Below are 21470 nucleotides of genomic sequence, written 5' to 3' on the forward strand. Positions count from 1 at the left end.
GCTTTACATTTTACGTCCTTTTATTTTTTTAGTCTCATCCGCTTGTTTTTCTGATTGTGATTGCGCTTTTGACTGCTGTTCTTTGTTTGGGTTTTGAAACGAGAAGTCTGCTTGCTTAGTTTCTTTGTTATAAGTCACATAGCCTTGATACGTATTTCCTCTTTTATCCAACAGATCTTTGATGTAAATAGGTTTACCTTCTAGTAAATCGCTTTGCTGTTTTTCAGTAAGTTCTTTACCTCTAAAAGTTTTTAAATCATCAGAGAGTTGAGATTGGTTTTGTGTTTGAGCTTGACTTTGTTTATTGGTATTGTCAAACAAAAACTCAATATGACCTTTAGCAGCGTTAAACTGAATCTCTGCATTAAATAGATTTCCTTTAGCTGAGGTCATTCCTTCTACAAGAAGCGGTTTACCCTCTTTTAAAGTTTGGAGTTGCTCTTCACTAAGTACAATTCCTTTTACTTCCTTAGGTAATTGCATTTTCTCAACTCTTGTCACAACAAGGTTATTGGTTAGTCTATCTACGCTCACAACCGATGGAATCATTTCCTTAGTAGTTGGATGAACAAGATCCACTACCCTACCCATATTCCCTGTTTTTAAAAGGTTGTGTTTATCCTGCTTTGAAAACTCATGACCATAAAGCGGTACATTTAGATTTGGGTATTTCTTTACTCCTTCTAGTGCCATAACCACCTTACCTTCTTCGTTTTTCTGTAAAGACAGTCTTGCATCCAAAGAAAATACCGCTGATCCTAAGTCTAAATTTACAGCCACCAAATCCTTGGTTTTATAACCTTGTAATAGTGGTTCTAATAAATCCATTTCTTGCAATTTTTCTTTTGAAAGCCCAAGCCTTGCTAAAGAATCCCAATCAATGTCTTTAATATCAAACTTATTAGAACGATACTGTCCCTCTTCTTTCGTAGGTTCAGCTACTTTGCTTTCTTTCTTTGGCTCGTTACCAACTTCTGTTATCTGATGTTTTAAAAACAGCTCATGGGTAGGTCCTGTTTGATTGAGTTCTTTTTGCATTTGATTAGCCATCTTGATAGTCAATAGCTCTGGAACTCTAAAAAAAGTAAACTGAGTTGGGTTTTTAAGTTGACTGAAAAAATTAGAAAAGAAGTTGGAAAAGAAATCTCCGTTACGATCTACTTTTAAAAATTGATTTTGATTCTTTTTAGTTGGTGGTACTGTTTCAAGTTTACCTTCTTTATCCAGTCCTTTAACTACTTGAATCTTGTTTTTTGTTTTGTCATTGACAAGAAGCACATCGTACTCTACTTGTCTTTCAGTGGTTTCTGTACTCATAATACCTAGTTTTAAATGATTAAAAACTTAAAACTAAAGCCAAGAGTTCCTGATCATTAACTAGCGCGCTTTAAAGGTTACTCTTGGCTTTTAGCTGCTATTTACTTCTTGCGTACAGGATGTTTAAAACATTCTCTGATAAACTGATTGACATCAGAACGTTTGTAGTAGAGTTTACCACTAATTGTATAATAAGGAAGTCTACCGTCTGAGCGGTAACGTTGTAAGGAACGAGGGCTTATTTTAAAAAGTGCCATTACATCTTGGCTGTCTAAAAGCTCCTCTCCGTCTATAGTTTGAGTTTTTATAGGGAGGTCTTTTATATGTTCTGACAAGTGATCAAAGCGCGTCATAATACGCTCCATCCATAAAAGGAATTCTGTGCGATCTATATTCATAATGTTAGAATTTAATGAGTTAATTAAATTTGTTAGCTAACATTACAAAAGAACAAAGCTTGGCAAGATAAATCTGCCAAGCTCTGCCAATGGGTGGATTATTAATTAGTAATGAAATCTAAAATCAAAACAAATTATTTTGCTATAAATATTAGCAACACAGTATTTTCGAATAGCTATTTTTTAGATAAATTAGCAGTAATTAATTCTTTTTAAACTTATTACGTTATGGGAATCAAACCTGGACCAAAAAGAATTGCTATTTCAACAGGTAAACCTGACAGACGTCAGAGAGACAATAAAGATACTCCTGGAAATACACCTTCACTTAAGCCTCATAAACATAAGAAAGGTGATTAATAGCAATTAAAAAAGCACTGTTTTGTCAAGCAGTGCTTTTTTTGTAATACTTATATTTTTTATACTTCAATTTAAGGGGATGGTTGCTTAATTAAATTTTCCTAAATTAGCAATCAACTCATTATCAATTGATTTACATAAATTAAATTCATATGGCTACTTTTATACTAATATTATCGATTTTATTCTTACTCCTTGGAGTTGGACTTATATATTGGATTAATAGAAGAAAGTTTTACAGAAGAAATGTAGCGGGTTTAGAAGGTTTCTCAAGCTTTGAAGCTTCTCTATTTATACGTTTTATTGAACGCATTGGTAAATGGCTTGCTTACGCATTAATTCTTTTTAGTCTATTCTTATTTTATATTCATTATCTGGAAAAAGAAAGAATTGAGGATAAAAAGAAAAGGATAGAAATGGAAAATAATATTCTTTCAGTGGAATAGTATAAAAAGAAACTAACTCACTATTTTTTTTTGAAATATCTTTTTAATTATAACGATTCGTATTTTTATAAACTTTACTAAATGATTCTTAATTTGTAACTTTGTTAATGTACTTTAACAATAAATAGATCAAATTGGAAAGTAAGCAATTTATAGTATTCTTAAAAAATAAAACCTCCTTACTGTTTGAATACAAAAGTGATGTAACCTCTGCTGTATGTATTGAGGATAAATATCAAATTACATTTAGAAATGGTAAAACTTATAAATATGGTATCGATAAAGTACAATACCTACCCTTATTATCTACCCAAGCTAATGTTAGGATATATCAAAAAGGTATATTAAATACTAAATATGATACTGTGCATTATTATGGAGACTATTTTATTTTCACAAAAGATAAGGATAGTTCTAATCCAATTAAAAATGATACAAATATTGAAATTTGTCCTTCAGTTCAAAATTCAGAACATATAAAGCCTATCATAGATTACTTCAAAGACATCGTAACACAATCTATAGAAACTTCATTCGATGTTCCTATTAACGATAAAGGAAATGATAGTCCTCAACACATCAGTTCTAATATATTGCAACATGCTTTTAATTCTATTGATATACTAGATTCTAGATCAGCGTTGACCAAGTATCTCAATGGTTACAACCCTACTATTGAGATTGATAAAAAAAAATTAATATACCCTTTTGGTTGTAACCAAAGTCAGAAGCTAGCCGTTCAGACGAGTCTTAGCAACAGCATGACCATTATTGAAGGTCCTCCAGGTACAGGTAAAACACAAACAATCTTAAATATCATAGCAAATTTAATTATACAAGGGAAAACTATTGGAATAGTATCAAATAATAATTCAGCGATATTTAACATACAAGACAAGTTACAAAATTATGGTTATGATTTTCTCATGGCTACACTTGGAAATAAAGAAAACAAAAGCTCTTTCTTTAATGCCATAGATAAACAGACTGTCAATGGTAATTTAAAAAGTTCTAAAAATCAACTAGAAAAAGCTAATAAAAACATTCGAGAATTAGATTCAGTAATTACTACTTGTTTTAAATATCGAAATGAATTAGCTATTTTAAGATCAAGATTATCTGAAGTTACCATTGAATTCTCTCACGTCAGAAATGAACAACCCCTTGATTGTAGTGTGAAAGAGCAACTAGATAAGAAGTTTTATAGAAAATGGAATTGTGATCAAACTCTAAAAATGAAAAATCTATTGTCAACTACGGATTTTAGTAGTAAGCTTTCATTTTATAATAAGTTACGTCTTGTTTTACAATTTGGTTTTATAGATTTAAAAAACTTTCATCAATATCGTACTTTTTTACCTATTTATATAAATCATAAATTTTATGAATTATATATAGTAAAATTAGAACAGAACATTTTGGCTATAGAAAATTGGCTAACTTCAAATAATGAAACAGAAAATCTTAATTCTTTTATAGATTCTTCTAAAATTATCTTCAACAACTTCTTATCTAACAAATACAATCATCTAGACCAAATTGCCTTTACATCTAATAACTATCTCAAACATTTTAATGATTTTATTGAACGTTATCCTATTATTTTAAGTTCAACTCTTTCACTTCACACAAGTATTCCAAAAGGTTATCTATTGGATTATCTAATTATTGATGAAGCCTCTCAAGTAGATATAATAAAATCAGCAGTATGCTTTTCGTGCTGTCGAAATGCAATCATTGTTGGAGATAGCATGCAATTAACTCATATTGTTGATAATAAAAGTGAACAAATAGTCGAAGGCCTCCAGAAACAATATGCAATTCTACCTGCCTATGACTATATCAACTACAATATCTTAAACTCATTAAAAAGTTTATTTAAAAGTAAAATACAATCGATTTTATTAAAGGAACATTATCGATGCCATCCAACTATCATTGGATTTTGTAATAAAAAATATTATAACGATGAACTTATCGTTATGACTCATAATAAAAATCATCCTTTTAGGATTATTGAAACAAATATATCAGGAGAATGGGAGAATTCGAACCAGAGACAAATAGATGAAACTAACCTATATATCCAAAAAAACTATTCAGATTTTGGTAAAATTGGTATTGTTTCACCGTATAGAGATCATGTGACATTGCTTCAGAAACAACTAAAATGTGGCGTAGAAGCTGATACAATACACAAATTTCAAGGAAGAGAAAAAGAAGTAATTATTTTCAATACGGTTAAAAATAAAATTATCCCATTTATAGATAATCCAAACTTAATAAATGTAGCTGTTTCAAGGGCTATTAAAGAATTTATTATTGTAAAACCTGCTACCATGGACCTCCCTCATGGTACAAATATTGGTGATTTAATACGCTATATTTGCTATACAACCGATCCAAAAGAAACCATTATTAAAGGAGAAATTTGTTCTGTTTTTGATCTGCTATATAAAGAATATAATAAAAAGTATTCATCATTTATTTCATCGAATAAACATATTCAAGGATCTCCTGCGGAGAAAATTATTCATCATTTACTAAAAAATAAAATACTGGTAAATAAGGATTTTGAAGTAATCGATATGGTGAGAGAATATCGTCTTAAAGATCTTGTTTCTAATATTAATTTATTTGATGACGAGGAAACAAAATTTATTATGAGAGATTCTAAACTTGATTTTCTTCTCTTCAACAAAATTGATAAAAGTCCTGTTCTAGCCATAGAAGTAGATGGCGTTTCGTTCCATGAAAATTTAATACAAAAAGAACGAGATAAGAAGAAAGACAAAATTCTAAAAACAATTGGTCTATCAATAATAAGATTATCGACTAATAGTCATAGTGAAGAAAAAAGAATTATTGAAAAACTAAAAATAGCTATGCGAATTTGACTCTATAAACTATAGAGTATTGAAAAATAATCTATGGTATCTGTTTTTTAGATATACCTCTTCACTTCTTAATTTTTTTCTCCTTTATGAACAATTTTTTGAATACCTGCTGACTTCATATATTCCTTGAAATTAAAGCTAAAATTGAAAACATCACTAGGAGTATATCCTGTAGCTAAAACTATTCTTAAAAAAGTTGTGAGTTCTGGAACATTTTCTCGATTAATAAATCTATATACTTGTTTACGGTCTAAATTAGCTGCTGCTGCAATAGCAGCAACATCAATATTCTTTTCCGTTATTAACGCAATAAAATTATTGATAATAGCTTCTAAATATTTATCTTCTGTATCTTTCATATATCAAAAATGACATATTTGTCATTTTTTACATTGACATATTTGTCACAAAGTTTTATTTTACCTATATTTGGTCTATTAATGTCAATTATGTAATTATACATTTTTAGCACTAAATGAGTCTTGATGACATATAAAATATAAGCTAAAGCTTATTTATTTCTCTTATCGAAAACTGGCACTTTTCAATTTAGCAACGAGAAAATAAGTAACTTAGCCCATGACCTAGGCATGGGCTCACTTATTCGTTGCACGGTATGCCAGTACCTCGATTTGGATAATGTGAGTACCCATGCCAACTTATTTTATATAGGCTTGTCATTTACTTCTCACTTTATTGAAATACTTAAGTTTCGCTTTATATTAAACATACTACAGACTTCTAAACTATACCGTCTCCCAATTTGGTATATAGAGGTTTTAAAACAAAGGTGGATTTGTTTAGTGTTCGTTATTTTATGAATGCTTGCAATACCTTATCTATCCTTAATGGACTTATCGAATGTTCTATTCGAGAATTTATCAATTATTACATTTTATTAAACAACAAATTAGTAACTAAACTCACATTTAGCCTATGATTAAATTTTAGTTTAACTAAATCACATTGTTGTAGTTGTATCTAGCATGACTTGTTCGATGTTGGATGGCTACCCTATTACCTATTTAGTTAGAGTTATAACACATTTTGCGCTAGGTCTAAAAACAGTTTTTGGATGCGTACAGGATATCTATTGCCTTTTAATTCACATCTATATAATTCATTCATCCATTCGATTATAGGGCAATATTAATTAGTTAGTAAGGGAAAAATGCTATGAAATAAGACTTTCCTACTGTTCTATTGTTAATTATTAATCACACTTAAAACTATTTTATTATGGAAAAAACCGCTTACTATCTTGGTATATCTAGGTTGGTTATAATGTAGACGTCAGCCAGTAGTAAGCACAAAAACTCACAAAACATTGTGTGGCTTAAAGGGAGTTTTGAGCCATGCTAAAAGTCCATGGCTATCTCCTTGCTCTTTTGCATTTTGGGAGACGTGCTTAGAGTGAAGGAGATAGTTTTTTATTATCTATTACAAATTACCCATTAACTAACCTTTTGGTGCAACTGGCTGATCAAAGTACTACGGCAATATGAATCTTGATGATTTAAAGGCTTGTTGTATCAAAATCAATTATAAAATTATGAAAACTCAAATTTTGACCACTTGTGGTTATAGGATAGCTATGCTTGTTAGCCTTTTAATTGGCTATCCAACTTATGCCGTATCAAATGATAATCATTTGTTTTTTAATGCTTCTTACTTCTTACAAGATAAGCAGCAAAAAGGAATTATAAAACTCTCAGGAACCGTAAAAGACGCTCAAGGTGTTCTTGGTGGAGTGATCGTATCGGTTGGGAACAAAACTGTAGCCACTGATCTTGATGGAAAATATTCAATCGATGTAACTGTTGGAGATCGGATTACGTTTTCAATGCTCGGCTACAAAGAGCGATCCATAGTGTACTCAAGTAGTATGGGAGCCGTTTTAAATATTGAGCTACTTGAGGATACTACAACACTTGACGAAATTGTAGTTAATGCTGGATACTACACGGTAAAAGACCGAGAACGAACTGGAAGTATTGCAAGAGTGACAGCGAAGGATATCGAGTTTCAGCCGGTTGTGAATCCACTTCAGGCCTTGCAAGGTAGAATGGCTGGGGTTAGTATTACTCAGTATTCTGGTACTCCTGGTGGTGGGTTTGAAATACAAATTCGAGGCAAGAATAGTTTGTCCTTTGATGGTAACGAACCTTTATATATTATTGATGGAGTACCTATTGTATCTCAATACTTAAATGGTTTTTTATCTGCAGGAATATTAAATACAAAGATATCTCCATTAAATTCTATCAACCCCAATGATATAGAGAGTATAGAGATTCTAAAAGATGCTGATGCCACAGCCATATATGGTTCTAGAGGTGCAAATGGGGTTATCTTGATTACAACAAAAAAAGCATCTAAATCAACTACTCAATTAGTTATAAGTTCATCTACCTCCTTTAGCAAAGCTGTCAATCAAATGAGTTTATTAAACACCGAAGAGTTTAATAAATTACGAGAAGAAGCTTTTATAAACGATGGTATAACAGATTACCCAGTTAATGCATATGATATGAATGGAACTTGGGATAAAAATAGGTACACTGACTGGCAAAAAGAACTTATTGGTAATACTGCTGTAGGTCATGAAACTCTAATTGGTTTATCAGGAGGGAGTCAAACTACTTCGTTTAGATTAAATACAAGTTTAACAAACAACTCTACGATTTTTCCAACAGATAAAGGGTATAAGCGAAATGCAGTTTCTTTCAATATTAATCATCTAGGATTAGACAGTAAATTAAGAGCCAATATAGGAGTAAATTATGCTTTACAAAAGAACAATTTACCTGCTGTAGATTTTACAAAAACAGCTCTTAATCTAGCACCTAATGCCCCTGCTCTATACAAAGAAGATGGAAGTCTGAATTGGCAAGATGGGACTTTCGCAAATCCTTTGGCTCAACTAGATAAAACCTATAACAATCAAACTAAATCATTATCACTCAATGCTAACTTTGATTACAATCTAACTTCTGAAGTTTCACTTAAAGTCAATTTGGGTTTAACTTCTTCTGAATTCGATGAAAACGTACTTAGCCCTCACACAATTTTTAATCCTGGTTTAGGATTTACAAGTGAACGCTCAAGATCTGAAAAGGGTTTTGTAAACTCCCAAAGCTATATAATTGAACCACAATTAAATTGGCAAAAAAAATGGAATAAGCATTCTTTGATTATGCTAATTGGTTCAACCTTTGAAAATCAGCAAAACAACTCATTTAAAATTACAGGAAGTAATTTTAGTTCTAATGCCTTAATTAAAAACATTGAAGCTGCTAAAGTAAAAACTATTGACAATCTGACAAATTCTCAATACAAATATGCTGCAGTTTTTACTCGCATCAATTATAACTTTGACAGTAAATATATTGTCAATTTAACAGGACGAAGAGATGGATCCTCACGATTTGGATACAATAACAAATTTGGAAATTTTGGAGCTTTCGGAGTAGCTTGGGTATTTTCAGAAGAGAACTACTTACGCCATCTACCATGGCTGAACTTAGCAAAAATTAGATCTAGTTATGGTATAACTGGTAGTGATAATATTGGAGATTATCAATATTTAGATACTTACACTGTTAATAAGGGAAAATACGATGAAATTACAGGGTTATACCCTTCTAGATTGCTTAATGCTGATTTTGGTTGGGAGAAAACAACAAAATTTGAGTTAGCTCTTGATTTAACTTTCTTACACAATAAAATTAATGCTAGTTTACAATACTATAATAATAAATCTTCAAACCAATTAGTTGGGTATTCTCTACCTTGGACAACTGGTTTTGCCTCAATCACAAGTAATTTCCCTGCAACAGTTGTAAATAATGGATGGGAGTTTACTCTAAACACAAACAATATCGACTCAAAAGATTGGAACTGGCAAACAAATTTTAATATTTCATTTCCTAAGAACAAACTAAAAAGATTTAAAGATCTAGAAGATTCTACCTACAAAAACAAGTATGTCTTAGGTAAATCAATTAATATCGTCAAGTTATATCATCTAGAAGGAGTTAATCCTCAATCAGGGCTGTATGAATTCACTGATTATAATCAAGACGGACATCTAACAGCAGATGATAAACAAATCACAAAAGAAATAGGTATTACCTTTCATGGTGGTCTTCAAAATACTATTACCTATAAAAACTTATCATTGGACTTCTTATTTCATTTTGTTAAGCAACAAAACTATAACTATGATGCTTTATACAAGTATATAGGAGATCTTCAAACTAACTTACCTATCCAAATGCTTGATAGATGGTCTAAAGACAATATACATGCAAAGTATACTTATGCATCAAGTGGAACAGATTCTTCGCTTATGAATCTTTATAACAGATATATTGAAAGTGATCGAACCATCAGTGATGCGTCTTTTATTAGACTTAAAAACGTATCAGTTTCTTATAATTTTAATTTACCTAATAAAGGAATTGATTCTGTAAAAATCTACATACAAGGTCAAAACCTATGGACTCATACTAACTACTATGGACTTGACCCTGAATTTGTTCTATTAGGTTTTTCTCCTCCTTTGAAAACATATGCCTTTGGTGCTCAAATAACCTTTTAATTTTTAAACTATGAAAACTTTCTTATTAAATATATACACTACTTGCTTGGTAGTTTCATTGACCTTTTTTTTAAACTCTTGCGAAAAACTAATTGAAATTGATCTTCCTGACAATCAAATCAATACTGAAGATGTATTTAAAGATATAACAACGGTTAAAGCAGCCTTATCAAATATATACTTCAATGCTAAAGAAAATCCTTTATTTCGAGGAGGGATTAACGGCGTAGGCTGTGATTTTAGTCTTTATACAGATGAATTAGAACCTATTGATAAAAACAACATATTTTATCAAAATGCACTATCTGCAAGTGTTACGCCTGTTAAAGATTACTGGATGTTTGCCTATCGAGACCTTTATGCGATTAATGCTTTTTTAGAAGGCCTAAATAAATCAGAGCATCTTACAGAACAAACAAAAAGTGTTTTTATAGGAGAAGCTTTGTTTCTTAGAGCTCTATATTATCAATATCTTACCCAACTATTTGGAGAGATTCCTTATATTAAATCGACAGATTATAAAACAAATAGTAAAACAAATAAACTAGCTTATGAGCAAGTACTTCTTGAAATAGAAAAGGATTTAAAAGAATCGCTTGATTATTTAACCTATCAATATAGAACACTTGACAGAGTATATCCCAATAAAGCAGTTGCTGAATTAGTATTAGCTCAAAATTATTTACTACAAAAAAAATATAATTTAGCTGAAGAATTTGCCCAAAAAGTAATAAATAACACACAGTATAATATAGAGTTAGATATAAAATCAGTTTTTAAGAAACAGGCCAAAAGTACGCTATGGCAATTTAATTCATCACTGATTGACAACTCTAAGGTTTATCTACCAACTAAAGAAGCTAGCACCTATATTATAGAAAATCTTGTCAACTCTTCTTTAACTATTTCAGAAAAATTATTTCACAGCTTTGAGACCAATGATTTAAGAAAAACTCATTGGATTGGAGAATTTAGCAAAGACAATAAAATATATCCTTACTGTTTTAAATATAAAAATAAAGAAAATAATACAGATGAATATTCTATTGTCTTCCGTCTTGAACAAGCTTACTTCACCTTAAGTGAAGCCTTAATGTATCAAGGAAAAAACGATCGCGCAATCGAACAGATCAATCTTATTAGATCAAGAGCTGCATTACCTTTAATCGGTACTATAGTAGATACGCAAGAACTTGTAACAATTATGCTTCAAGAAAGCAACAAAGAATTCTTTTGTGAATTCGGTCATCGTTTTTTTGATTTAAAAAGAAACGATAGACTTTCTGAATTATCTCTTACAAAACCAAACTGGAGTGATGTAAATATTCTTTTTCCTTACCCTGAGAGTGAACTATTGCTTAACCCTAATTTACTACCTCAAAACTATGGTTATTAAAATGAAAAACTTACTTATATTATTAACAATACTAGTACTATCATTGGATGCATTTGCAACCAATGATAGTATATCTATTGATCAGCGCTGGTTAAATTTGCAAGCAACTTCCATATCTAAATCTGGTCAATGGATTGGTTACAGTTTATATAACCCCGATGATGTAAATAAAAACAAAATTTATATCTTAAATACTACAAATAGAAATAAATTTTTAATCTCAGAAAACTATTCTATACTAAATAACATCCTCCCCTTAGAATTTATTAATGACTTTAAAGCTATTTTGCAAAAAGGTAAATGTCTAAGCATTATTGATCTGAATAACATCGAAAAAACAGACTCCATAACTAATATAAAAAAACATACCATAATTAATGATTTCGATATATTAATTACACTAGATAATGAGGGGCTTCTTACAATAGATCAATTTATTCAAAATAAAAGGAATACTATAACTCAAATTCAAAATATTGATAATTATATCATTAGTCCTAACAAACAAAAACTACTGTATCAAATTAAAAATACACATCAATTAGAATCACTAGAACTAAATAACCTTAAAAAATTACACATTGGCCAAGTTACAGCCGATCTTTACAATCCAGTTTGGAATCAAGATCAATCAGAACTCTTATTGAAAGTAAATTCCGCTAAGTTTGAATTAATTGATTTCAATAATCATACAATTGAAGAGATTTTGCTTTCTGTAGACAGTTCTAAAATTGTAAATGAAAATACGGTGTTCTATAATAACAATGATATTTTATTCTCTTATAAAATTAAAACAGATAGCGTTATTAACACACAAGCAGATTTTGTAGATATCTGGAATGCTAATGCTAATGATTTACATTTAAAAAATTTAAATTACATACCGACATTCCAAACGATCAATAAACTTTTTATTTATAGAACTAAAAAAAGGGTATTAGATAGTGTAAATATAGATGATTCACTTTCAGTAATAACATTTCCTATTACAAACGCTATATTAAGTGAGAAACCTTTCAAATACTTTGATTACACGGTTTCATATCCCAAAAAACAATATGTTTTAAAAAAGCTAGATTCATCAAGCACCATATCCTTTGAGATTGACGCCAATTCTTATAATAAACTAAATCCATCTCTAGATTACAAACATTTAATTTATCAAACCAATGGAAAATGGGAGATTTTAAATACTCAAACTTTTGAAAAAAACCAACTTGATATAGATTGTAATGAAGATTCTTCAACATACTGGACAGAAGATTCCTCATCAATTATTCTTACTACTGATAAAGCCATTTATCAGTACAATTTAAAACATAAAACTATTAAATCATTAACTTCATTTGATAATCAAGGTAGGCTAAGTATTAAAAACTCACATAGAAGTGGCCCTATAACCTATATAAAGCAAAACATACCTTTGCTGTTTTTCTTTAATGATATCGACAACAAAACATCGCTCTTAATTTATAAAAAGGGTGTAATAAAAACTATAGTAAATCAAACAAGTAACAGAATTAATCCTTTATCTCTTATTTATACCAATAATTTAAAAAAAGTTTTATTTACTCAAGAAAACTATAATATCCCACCAGAGTTATATTATTTTGAATCAACTACTACTACAAAAATAGTTGATAATTATATTCCAACTCATCTATATAATTGGAGAAAACAAAAGCAAATAACACTTAAGGATTCAAAAGGTTTTAAGCTAACTTCAACTCTTTATTATCCAAAAAACTATGATCCAAACCTCTCTTATCCAATGGTCGTACATATTTATGACATACAAAAAAAGGATGCAAACATTTTTGATATTCCAAAACTATACACCGATAATGGACTTAACATTAGTCTATTAAATGAGCAAGGATATTTTGTTCTTCTACCTGATACTTATACAGATGATCAAGGAACAGGAATTTCCTCTTTAAATCAAGTTAATCTAGCTGTAGATAGTATTTTGAGTATCGAAAAGACTATAAATCCCTACAAAATAGGATTAAAAGGTCACTCATTCGGTGCTTATAAAGCTTCTTTTATTGCAACACACACTAATAAATATTCGTGTGTTGTTTCGTCATCTGGAGTATATGATTTAATAATGTTTAATTATTCGTATAATTATCATCTAAGAAAGCCTAATTATTCAAGAGTGGAAAATCATCAATGGTATCTTAATAAAAGTTTTGGACAAGACCCGAAAAAATTCTTAGACAACTCCCCTATTCTATATGCTCAGGATCTTCAAACTCCTATTCTACTGTGGGCGGGTATGAAGGACATTAATGTACCATGGGAACAAACTAGACATTTCTACGTAGCTTTACAGCGATATAACAAACCTGTAATTGCTCTTTTTTACAAGAACATTAATCATGTCCTTGATGCAAATATCTTTAAAAAAAATAAACAAGAAAGCATTGATATACTTAGAAGAACTTTTGAGTGGTATGATTACTTTTTGAAAGATAAAAAAGACATTGATTGGATTAATAACGGCTTATAACTATAAGGGTGCTACTTATCTTAGCACCCTTATTTTTTTAAATTAATCTCGTGGTTTGTACAACTGAATTGTACAAGCAGTTCCTCCTTCCTCAAGTCCAAAGACATCGTTTACTCCCCAAGAACAAAGCCCTAAACCAGAATTCACTTCTGTACAATTAAGATTGTTATCATTTATCATAACACACTCCTGAGAGAGTAAATCATGGTAATAATAAGGTTTTGGATAAATTGGATCTGTTAACCTTTCATTGTTGTTTATTGCATTTGTGGCAAATGCCGCGCTAATAGCAAGTGCAAATACCGCGATTGGCAAACCTGCTGTTTTAAAAAACTTTTTCATTACTTTAAAATTTAATGGTTAGTAGCTATTTTTAAAGGTTGAGCTAAACCTTAATAAAACTTGTCTATAAGTAATTTGGCCATTTTAAAACGTACAAGTTTTCTATCAAACAAACCATATAGATAATGATCCGTTATAATTAAATCAGATAGTTTATCGTCCCCTAGGTGGTTGATATAGAAACTTCCGAGATAACTATTATTTACAAAGTCATATACATCTACAATACTCGCTTGCCTCCACATTTTTCGAGATTCGTTTTGTCCCATAGAATTGGAAACTATTAACAGTAAGTTTCTATGTGTTACAACTATTGAATTAATTGCTTTTATAGGGGTAATCATTTTATTTTCTCCTGTAGACAATTTAGTAGCTGATATTTTTTTCATTTGTGTTGTATCTATTGTACTTTGTTCATTTATAACAATAAGTTTATTATCAGTTTGAATGAATTTATTTTTATAGTAATATGTATAAATAAACTTTTCATATTCTTTATTGTACACTAATATTCCGTCAGTATCAAACACTCCATCTGAAGTTGATTCTAACAAATTCGTGTTCAAATCAATTTGTACTGGACCTTCGCTATTTAAAAGACCTAATACGCTTTTATAATCTTGGCTACTTTGTCCTTTAAAAGCAATAGTTGTAGAGTCAACTGGAACCATATCAGAAAAGTAAACATCTTTATAGCTTAATATACCAGTTGTTTTTCGCTTTTTCAGGTCATTTAAAACTCCTTTAAAAATAATTGGTGTTGTACCATCAGCTAGGTAAAAATGAGGATATAACGTTTTAAATCTTAGATTAGAATAAGCTAGATTTATGGAGTCTATTGTGATTGAATAATCTTGCCTTTGCATTAGAGAATCAATCTCTATATATCTTAGAGGTGCAGTATAATTACCCAGATAAATATTGTCCTTGTAAAAGCCTGAAAAATAAAAAGAGTTTACCTGTAAATCTAAAGTTTCATCTTGTATTACTCCATGGGGTAAATAACGTCTAACAAAAGGGTTTTGCTTTTTAATAATATACTCCGAAGAGGTGAACAGCAAAATTAGCACTACACTACTAATCAGTGTAATAATTATGATTCTAAGATAAAATTTCTTGGTATTGTTTTGCAATATGTAAACTGCAACAAATCCAAGAATACTCACTATCAAATTAAACCACAGATGCTCGTTCCATCCCATTTTTTCAAGTATTCCGCCACAAGAACAAGGAATGAAATCGCTGTAGTTTAATATCAAATAAATATAGAGGGTAAATGCAACCATAAGCCCATAACTGAGATAGAGCCCTAGGAGTCTTGTTGTTTTAATACAAAGCAGTAAAGCAAATAATAGTTCGGCTCCTAGCACTAAATAAGCAATGATATTGGCGTAAGCGCTAAGCAGTGGGGACTGTGTTAGTTGAACCTGAAAAGCTTCAAAGGTAATGAGCTTACTTATGGCTGCATATACAAAAAGTAAAATATAGAAGTAGGATATTATAAGGACGTATTTGGCTTTCATAGTCATTGCATTTTGGGATAATCAAAACTACAATTCACTATAATTCAAATCAATACGTGTTTTCACGGTTTTTTTATCGTGTTTTCACTACTTGAAATCACTATCCTCAATATAATGCCATCGCAAGGCATATAAGATAACTCCAATAAAATTCTTAGAATCTGTTTTTTGCATCAATGTTTCCTTATATTTTTCAATAGTTCTTGTACTTAAATTAAGCATTTCAGCAATTTGTTTAACAGTGTACTGCATGGCATAAAGCCTGATTATTTCAATTTCTTTGTCAGATAAAACAACCTGTTGAGATGTTTTTTGATCCTCTATTTGATCCACAATATCTCGGATTTGATTGTCATAATAAAGCCCATCAGACTTTACAGCATAAATGGCATTTTTGAGTTTTGAAAATGAAATATTCTTTGTCAAATAACCTGATATATTATACTTAAGCATTCGCTCTATACTATAAGAATCATCAAAACTAGTAAGTATTAGAATTTTAATCTTTGGATAATCCTTTTCAAGTAAATTTGCTATTTGATAACCATCCATTATTGGCATCTGAATATCTAAAAAAACAATATCTATCTCTGTGGTTTTTAGTCTCTCAAATAGCTCAATACCATTGGAGCAATCAAACAAAACTTCTACATCTTCAACTTGAGAAAGCAAACGTAAAAAGCTTTTCCGAAACAACTTATGATCATCTACTACTCCTATTCTAATCATATTCATTTCTTTTTATTGTTATACTAATATCGTTCCCATCATCTGTAGAATCATGGATAAATTCGGCTTGTAGCTGTACAATACGAGCTTTTATATTTGATAGACCAAGTCCTTTATTTTGATTATCAAAGCTATATTTAACACCGTCATCAACAAGATGTAGACATAATGAATCATCTTGCCAAACAAGATTAATCATTGCTTTTTTTGCATAACTATGTTTAATGATATTATGGATTAACTCTTGTACAATCCGGTAGAGTTCAAATTTTTGAATTTCATTTAGTACAAAAGTTGGCTTATTTGATATAAACGTGAACTCAAGATCACTTACTTTTGAGACTCTTTTTATATAATTGTTCAAAAGAACGCTAATGGTGTTATCATTAACTAACGGAGGAGCTAAATTATAACTTATTCTCAGTGCCTCATCATAACACAGTTGGACACCATCGCGCAAATCTGCTATTGTTTCAGCCTGCATATTCTTATTGGGACTGAGTTCTAAAACTGAAACTAGATTTTGTATAGTTGCTAGATCACTACAAAGCCCATCATGCAACTCTTTTGCTATACGTTCCCTTTCTTTGTGCTCAACAATAAGATTGGTTCTTAATTGTTCTTTTAATTGCTCGTTATGGTGTCTTACTATCTTTTTTTGATAGAAAATAACTAGAATAATAACCATAATAGCTAAAGAGATCATAATGAAAGTTCCTAGCCAAAAAAATAAGTTTAAATCATTTTGCATACACCGATAGATATTGTTATTCTTAAAATCAAACTTGCTATAATATTAACCAGCCAATAATCATAAATATATAAATCGCTTTTATCAATAAAGCCAAGAAGAGTAAATACAGAAATCGTTGTGACATAATAAAAGAAAAGCCCCATTACAATAAAAAACTGACTCTCATTGTATAGCTTTAAAATCTTCTTCTGATTTGACACCTGTCTAACCCACAAAAAGGTACACAGCAAGACAAAAAAAGTACTGTATATTTTATTTATTCCGGTAGACATTAAATATGAGTCAGTATCAAAACAGCATAAAGACAAAATATAAAATAAAAGAAAAAGACCCAATAGACTATGAAAAAGCCATTTAGGTCTTTGGGTTATATAGTTTTCAAATAAAAAATATAAAGTTGCAAACTCAAAAGCTGGATAAATCAGATACCATAATACAACGCTAACTCCCATTTTTAGACTCACCACGTATTCATACGCAGATGAAAATGTCATAAGTCCAACTAAAGGTAGAACCACTCTATTTGCTTGATTGTTATACTTATGACCAGCCAAAAACAAACCAAGTGGAGTACATCCCGCTATAAGTGTTACATATAAGAGTATGCTGTAAAACATTAATTCATTTTTTTACTAATTGACTATCCTTGGGACATAAAGGAGGACAAAGAACAAGGTGTTCTAGTATAATTCCTTGTGTCATATCCTCTCCACTCTCATCCACACCCACCAAGACCAAATTACTTTGATTCGTATCAGAATTTAATCCTGGATAAATCCGAAGTCCAATGCAGCCTTCTTGCTCAAGTAACTCATTTAACTTATCAAGTCCTACAGAGTAACTCTTTGGTAAACTTGGATTATTCTCTTGGTAAGCATGGGTAAATTCAATAGCCTTATCAAGGCTAATTTGTGTTCCTGAATCCTTGTTAACATTCATAAAATTAAGCATTTAAAGTTAATAATGTAAATATTTATAATATTCAATTAAGATGCAATACGTGTTTTCCGCATATTTTATCGTGTTTTCACGTATTGATTAGTAAAGTGACTTTGTGTTATTTTAAAAAGGCAAATACTAAACATGTTTTTTATCCTTGCGATAGTCATAATTAACCAACCAAACTCAATAATTATGGAACATCAAAACATGATTTTAAAAAATGCTTTAAACTCAATTAAAAGTAAAGAAGCAGAATTAGGTCTTTTAGAATCTATTACTATTGAAAAAACACTAGAAATAATACATTTTATTCAGCTTGTACTTCTGAATATAAAATCCACTATTCTAAAAAATGGCTTCACGAATCAATCAGATGAAGTTGTTTTTTTTAAAGTTATTAAACCCAAAATCCTTAGTAAGCTAATTTTTTACAATAAAGTTTATAGGATAGAATTGAGTTGTCCTTTAGATTATACCTCTCAGCATAAATATTACCTTGAAAAAATAGAAGAACTGAATTTGGAATATAAAAAACACTTTAGTCAGTGTGATTTCTATAAATACTACAAATCAAACCGATCGGATAAAGATCTAGAATATTTCACTCTAGGTAAAATTACGCCACTTATTGGCATCAACAGCTTCGCTTTTGAAATAGATACTCTTTTTTCTACTTACTATGATTACAAGGTCTCTCGAATACTCGCTCATAATCTATTGCAATATTATCTACAAGAGAAAATAGATACACAATTAAGAAGAAATCAACCTTGTCCATCCATATCAGAGACACTTGTTTGGTCAGAATCTCAAAATGCACTTATAGAACTCATCTATGCTTTATATGTATCAGGTTCAATAAATAATGGAAAACTTGAAATACGCAAAATTGCGGTGCTCTTCCAACAATTATTTGGAATTACACTCTTGGATATACATCATGCCTTTCACCGGATGAAAACAAGGGCTAAATCAAAAACCAGCTATTTAGATAAACTAAAAGAAACACTAGAAGAGTATATGAACAAAGAAATTTGAATCAAATATGCTGATTGGATACTAACAAAATATGTTCATTACTAAATTTTAATCCTAATATATTTGATATCTTTAGACAATTAATCTAATACCTTACTGCAAAAAAATGAGTATTTGGGCAAACTATTCTAAAGAGCAACAACAAGAATATATTCAGTTTCTACAAGTATATGGAGCCTTGTCTAACCTGTTTAGACAAAAACAAGGAGATCCTATACCCTATCTAGATTCTAAGTTTCAAGAAACTGTCTTTGCAAGAGCTTTTGATTGTCAGAATGTTGATATTGGAAATACGCCACATGATGTATTGTCAATTATACAAGGACAACGAATTGGTATTGGTCTTAAAACTTGGATGGGAAGTAGACCTTCTTTTCAAAAAACCATGCAACTCAAAAGATATCAAGATGATATCAATGCTGTAAAAATGAACCATGAAGCTCTAGCTCATACTCTATCTCAAATCAGAAATGAACGATTAATTACAGATTACCAAAGGCTTGGATTAAACCCCGACTCTAACATCTACCATTATGTAACCCGTGATGAGGGACACTTTCTAATTAATGAGTGCGCCTATCCTTTAATTGATACAAGTAATCTAAAAGATTTTTCTTGTACAAATTCTGCATTCTCTTGGTCGGATGGATTAAAAGATTACAAATTTACTTTTGCTGATTCTCAAATCTGGCAAAAATTTGATTCAAGTAAAAAGGATAGTTTACTACTTGATCAATTTAAAGTTGATATTATTGAAAATCCTTTTGATTTTTTACTTGAGGCGTATATGACTCTTTTAGGAAAGGCTCAAACAATCAAGGAGGAAGACATTGTTGAAGTGTTCTTACCTTTGTATTCCTACAGAAGCCAAGAAGTGGAAGAAAAATCTGGATTAAACGCATGGAATGCGGCTCCAAAATCCAAAGGAAGTGGTATTCCAAGGCCTTTAAATGAAGTATATATTCCAATACCTAGAGAATTTCATGAAAAGAATCCAGACTTTTTTACTGCAAATATTTTTGAATTTGAAAAAGAAAGAGAAGCTTTTCAAGGAGATAAAAAAGATAGACCTGAAGTGCGCTTTCATCTTCAATTACCCAATGGCAAACGCATACCAGCACTTGTTACTCAAAGTAATATGAAAGGCTTACAATCAGGTAGCAATACAGAAGTGGATGAAAACGGGAAGCGCTATGGACAAGCTGCTCTTGGACAGTGGTTACTTGTGGATGTATTAGGGTTGAAGGATCGAACCCTTGTAACTCGAGAATGGCTACGAAAAAAAGAAACAGATTCAGTTAGACTCTGGAGAAAAAAAGGGGATTATTCTACCATTTATATTGACTTTGCTCCAATAGACTCGTTTGAAAATTTTATCAAAGGAGAGCCTGTTTCATTAGATCAGGAAAGTTAAATAGCTACTCTTTGAGTAGTAGCTATTTAATCATATCTATATAGCTCCTTCATCTAAAGCTGTTTCATAAATCATGAAAAGTATCTTAGATTGCATCTCACTTGGCACAATAATTCTTCCATTAGCTCTACTTTCCAATATTCCTATCTGTTTTGATGACAATCTTTTTACAGATTTATTATTTTTAAAATAATCATACATCTTTATCCAGACCTCATCTGTTATTTCTAATACCTTAACCTGTTTGTCGATATCATTATCAATCTTTTTATTTTGACTATCTTCTTTTCTTTTGTATAGTTTTTCTTGAACAGTAACACATAAAGATTCATCAATCTCATCAATATCTATTGCTAAGTCCTTTACTGCTAACCAGCAAGATTCTTGCTTTGTCCATTGAGAAATGTTAGCATGTCCCGACGGCGGATTAGTAATTCGTTTGTATACCTTTTGTGTTATATTTTCTAATATTTTAATTAGAGCTTTTGGCAAGGCTTGTTCTTTCCATATACTTTCAAAATTAAAAACTAAACCAGAATACTGAAACAATGCTGATAAATAAGCAATTGAATAGGTTACTGTCTGTGCTCTATATCCTCCATCATACCAAGGTGCGTCAGATACCATCTTTTCAACAGCTCTAAACATAATAACTTTAGAAATAGCCGCTTTAAAGTATAATTCAGAGATAGCCAGCCCATCTCTATCTAGCAAATCATTGATGTAATCAGCAAATCTTCCAAAATTAAACTCTGCACCTGGATATTCCGGTTTGATTTGTGCCAGTGATTTCGGA

18 protein-coding genes are annotated in these 21470 nt (G+C 30.5%); 8 read left to right on the forward strand and 10 right to left on the reverse strand.

The window, feature by feature from the left end; translation table 11 throughout:
• Positions 1-3: 3 nt before the first annotated feature.
• Both GJV77_RS10555 and GJV77_RS10560 read right to left on the reverse strand, forming a co-directional pair.
• Positions 4-1317 carry a DUF3945 domain-containing protein gene (locus GJV77_RS10555; RefSeq protein WP_155036322.1) on the reverse strand — a complete coding sequence of 438 codons (1314 nt, stop codon included), beginning with the start codon at positions 1315-1317 and terminating at the stop codon, positions 4-6.
• A gap of 101 nt (positions 1318-1418) precedes the next feature.
• Positions 1419-1715, reverse strand: coding sequence for a helix-turn-helix domain-containing protein (locus GJV77_RS10560; RefSeq protein ID WP_155036323.1), 297 nt, complete (start codon positions 1713-1715; stop codon positions 1419-1421).
• A 228-nt stretch (positions 1716-1943) separates the two neighbouring features.
• On the opposite strand from GJV77_RS10560, the gene GJV77_RS15015 reads away from it, so the two are divergent.
• The 3 genes from GJV77_RS15015 (at position 1944) to GJV77_RS10570 (ending at position 5418) form a co-directional block, all read left to right on the forward strand.
• The gene (locus tag GJV77_RS15015) at positions 1944-2075 is read left to right on the forward strand and encodes a hypothetical protein (protein ID WP_010249841.1); all 132 of its coding nucleotides are present in this window, start codon (positions 1944-1946) and stop codon (positions 2073-2075) included.
• A 152-nt stretch (positions 2076-2227) separates the two neighbouring features.
• Positions 2228-2521: a hypothetical protein gene (locus tag GJV77_RS10565; protein WP_155036324.1), complete on the forward strand. Its 294-nt coding sequence runs from the start codon at positions 2228-2230 to the stop codon at positions 2519-2521.
• A 134-nt stretch (positions 2522-2655) separates the two neighbouring features.
• Positions 2656-5418: an AAA domain-containing protein gene (locus GJV77_RS10570; protein WP_155036325.1), complete on the forward strand. Its 2763-nt coding sequence runs from the start codon at positions 2656-2658 to the stop codon at positions 5416-5418.
• Positions 5419-5486: 68 nt separating this feature from the next.
• On the opposite strand, the gene GJV77_RS10575 is transcribed toward GJV77_RS10570, so the two are convergent.
• Complete coding sequence (locus GJV77_RS10575) at positions 5487-5777, reverse strand: helix-turn-helix domain-containing protein (RefSeq protein WP_155036326.1); 291 nt, start codon at positions 5775-5777, stop codon at positions 5487-5489.
• 1193 nt (positions 5778-6970) lie between these two features.
• On the opposite strand from GJV77_RS10575, the gene GJV77_RS10580 reads away from it, so the two are divergent.
• Genes GJV77_RS10580 through GJV77_RS10590 form a run of 3 tightly spaced genes read left to right on the forward strand, consistent with a single transcriptional unit; the run spans position 6971 to position 13932 of the window.
• A complete protein-coding gene (locus GJV77_RS10580; RefSeq protein WP_155036327.1) occupies positions 6971-10021 on the forward strand; it encodes a SusC/RagA family TonB-linked outer membrane protein in 3051 nt (1016 codons plus the stop codon).
• A 10-nt stretch (positions 10022-10031) separates the two neighbouring features.
• Positions 10032-11417 carry a RagB/SusD family nutrient uptake outer membrane protein gene (locus GJV77_RS10585; protein WP_155036328.1) on the forward strand — a complete coding sequence of 462 codons (1386 nt, stop codon included), beginning with the start codon at positions 10032-10034 and terminating at the stop codon, positions 11415-11417.
• 1 nt (position 11418) lies between these two features.
• Positions 11419-13932 carry an alpha/beta hydrolase family protein gene (locus GJV77_RS10590; RefSeq protein WP_162521607.1) on the forward strand — a complete coding sequence of 838 codons (2514 nt, stop codon included), beginning with the start codon at positions 11419-11421 and terminating at the stop codon, positions 13930-13932.
• Positions 13933-13974: 42 nt separating this feature from the next.
• On the opposite strand, the gene GJV77_RS10595 is transcribed toward GJV77_RS10590, so the two are convergent.
• The 6 genes from GJV77_RS10595 to GJV77_RS10620 all read right to left on the reverse strand — a co-directional run bounded on the left by GJV77_RS10595 (position 13975) and on the right by GJV77_RS10620 (position 18219).
• Positions 13975-14274: a DUF6520 family protein gene (locus GJV77_RS10595; protein ID WP_155036330.1), complete on the reverse strand. Its 300-nt coding sequence runs from the start codon at positions 14272-14274 to the stop codon at positions 13975-13977.
• Positions 14275-14324: 50 nt separating this feature from the next.
• Entirely contained in the window at positions 14325-15797 is a 1473-nt protein-coding gene (locus GJV77_RS10600; protein ID WP_155036331.1) for a MauE/DoxX family redox-associated membrane protein, read from the reverse strand.
• 87 nt (positions 15798-15884) lie between these two features.
• On the reverse strand, positions 15885-16532 hold the full coding sequence (locus tag GJV77_RS10605; RefSeq protein WP_240142855.1) for a response regulator transcription factor: 648 nt from the start codon (positions 16530-16532) through the stop codon (positions 15885-15887).
• Positions 16519-17277: a sensor histidine kinase gene (locus GJV77_RS10610; RefSeq protein WP_155036332.1), complete on the reverse strand. Its 759-nt coding sequence runs from the start codon at positions 17275-17277 to the stop codon at positions 16519-16521. The genes GJV77_RS10605 and GJV77_RS10610 overlap by 14 nt, the downstream gene beginning before the upstream one ends.
• Positions 17262-17897 (reverse strand): hypothetical protein, encoded by a 636-nt coding sequence (locus GJV77_RS10615; RefSeq protein WP_155036333.1) that lies wholly within the window; start codon positions 17895-17897, stop codon positions 17262-17264. The genes GJV77_RS10610 and GJV77_RS10615 overlap by 16 nt, the downstream gene beginning before the upstream one ends.
• A 4-nt stretch (positions 17898-17901) precedes the next feature.
• A complete protein-coding gene (locus GJV77_RS10620; protein WP_155036334.1) occupies positions 17902-18219 on the reverse strand; it encodes a hypothetical protein in 318 nt (105 codons plus the stop codon).
• A gap of 195 nt (positions 18220-18414) precedes the next feature.
• Between GJV77_RS10620 and GJV77_RS10625 the strand changes: the two genes are divergently transcribed.
• Both GJV77_RS10625 and GJV77_RS10630 read left to right on the forward strand, forming a co-directional pair.
• Positions 18415-19260 carry an RteC domain-containing protein gene (locus GJV77_RS10625; protein WP_155036335.1) on the forward strand — a complete coding sequence of 282 codons (846 nt, stop codon included), beginning with the start codon at positions 18415-18417 and terminating at the stop codon, positions 19258-19260.
• Positions 19261-19366: 106 nt separating this feature from the next.
• On the forward strand, positions 19367-20674 hold the full coding sequence (locus GJV77_RS10630; RefSeq protein WP_155036336.1) for a phospholipase D-like domain-containing protein: 1308 nt from the start codon (positions 19367-19369) through the stop codon (positions 20672-20674).
• 36 nt (positions 20675-20710) lie between these two features.
• Here the strand turns inward: GJV77_RS10630 and GJV77_RS10635 are convergent.
• A partial coding sequence (locus tag GJV77_RS10635; protein ID WP_193563679.1) for an AIPR family protein occupies positions 20711-21470 on the reverse strand: 760 nt, incomplete at its 5' end.

It is taken from the genome of Myroides pelagicus, assembly GCF_009711055.1.
In the GTDB taxonomy this organism is placed as follows: Bacteria; Bacteroidota; Bacteroidia; order Flavobacteriales; family Flavobacteriaceae; genus Flavobacterium; species Flavobacterium pelagicum.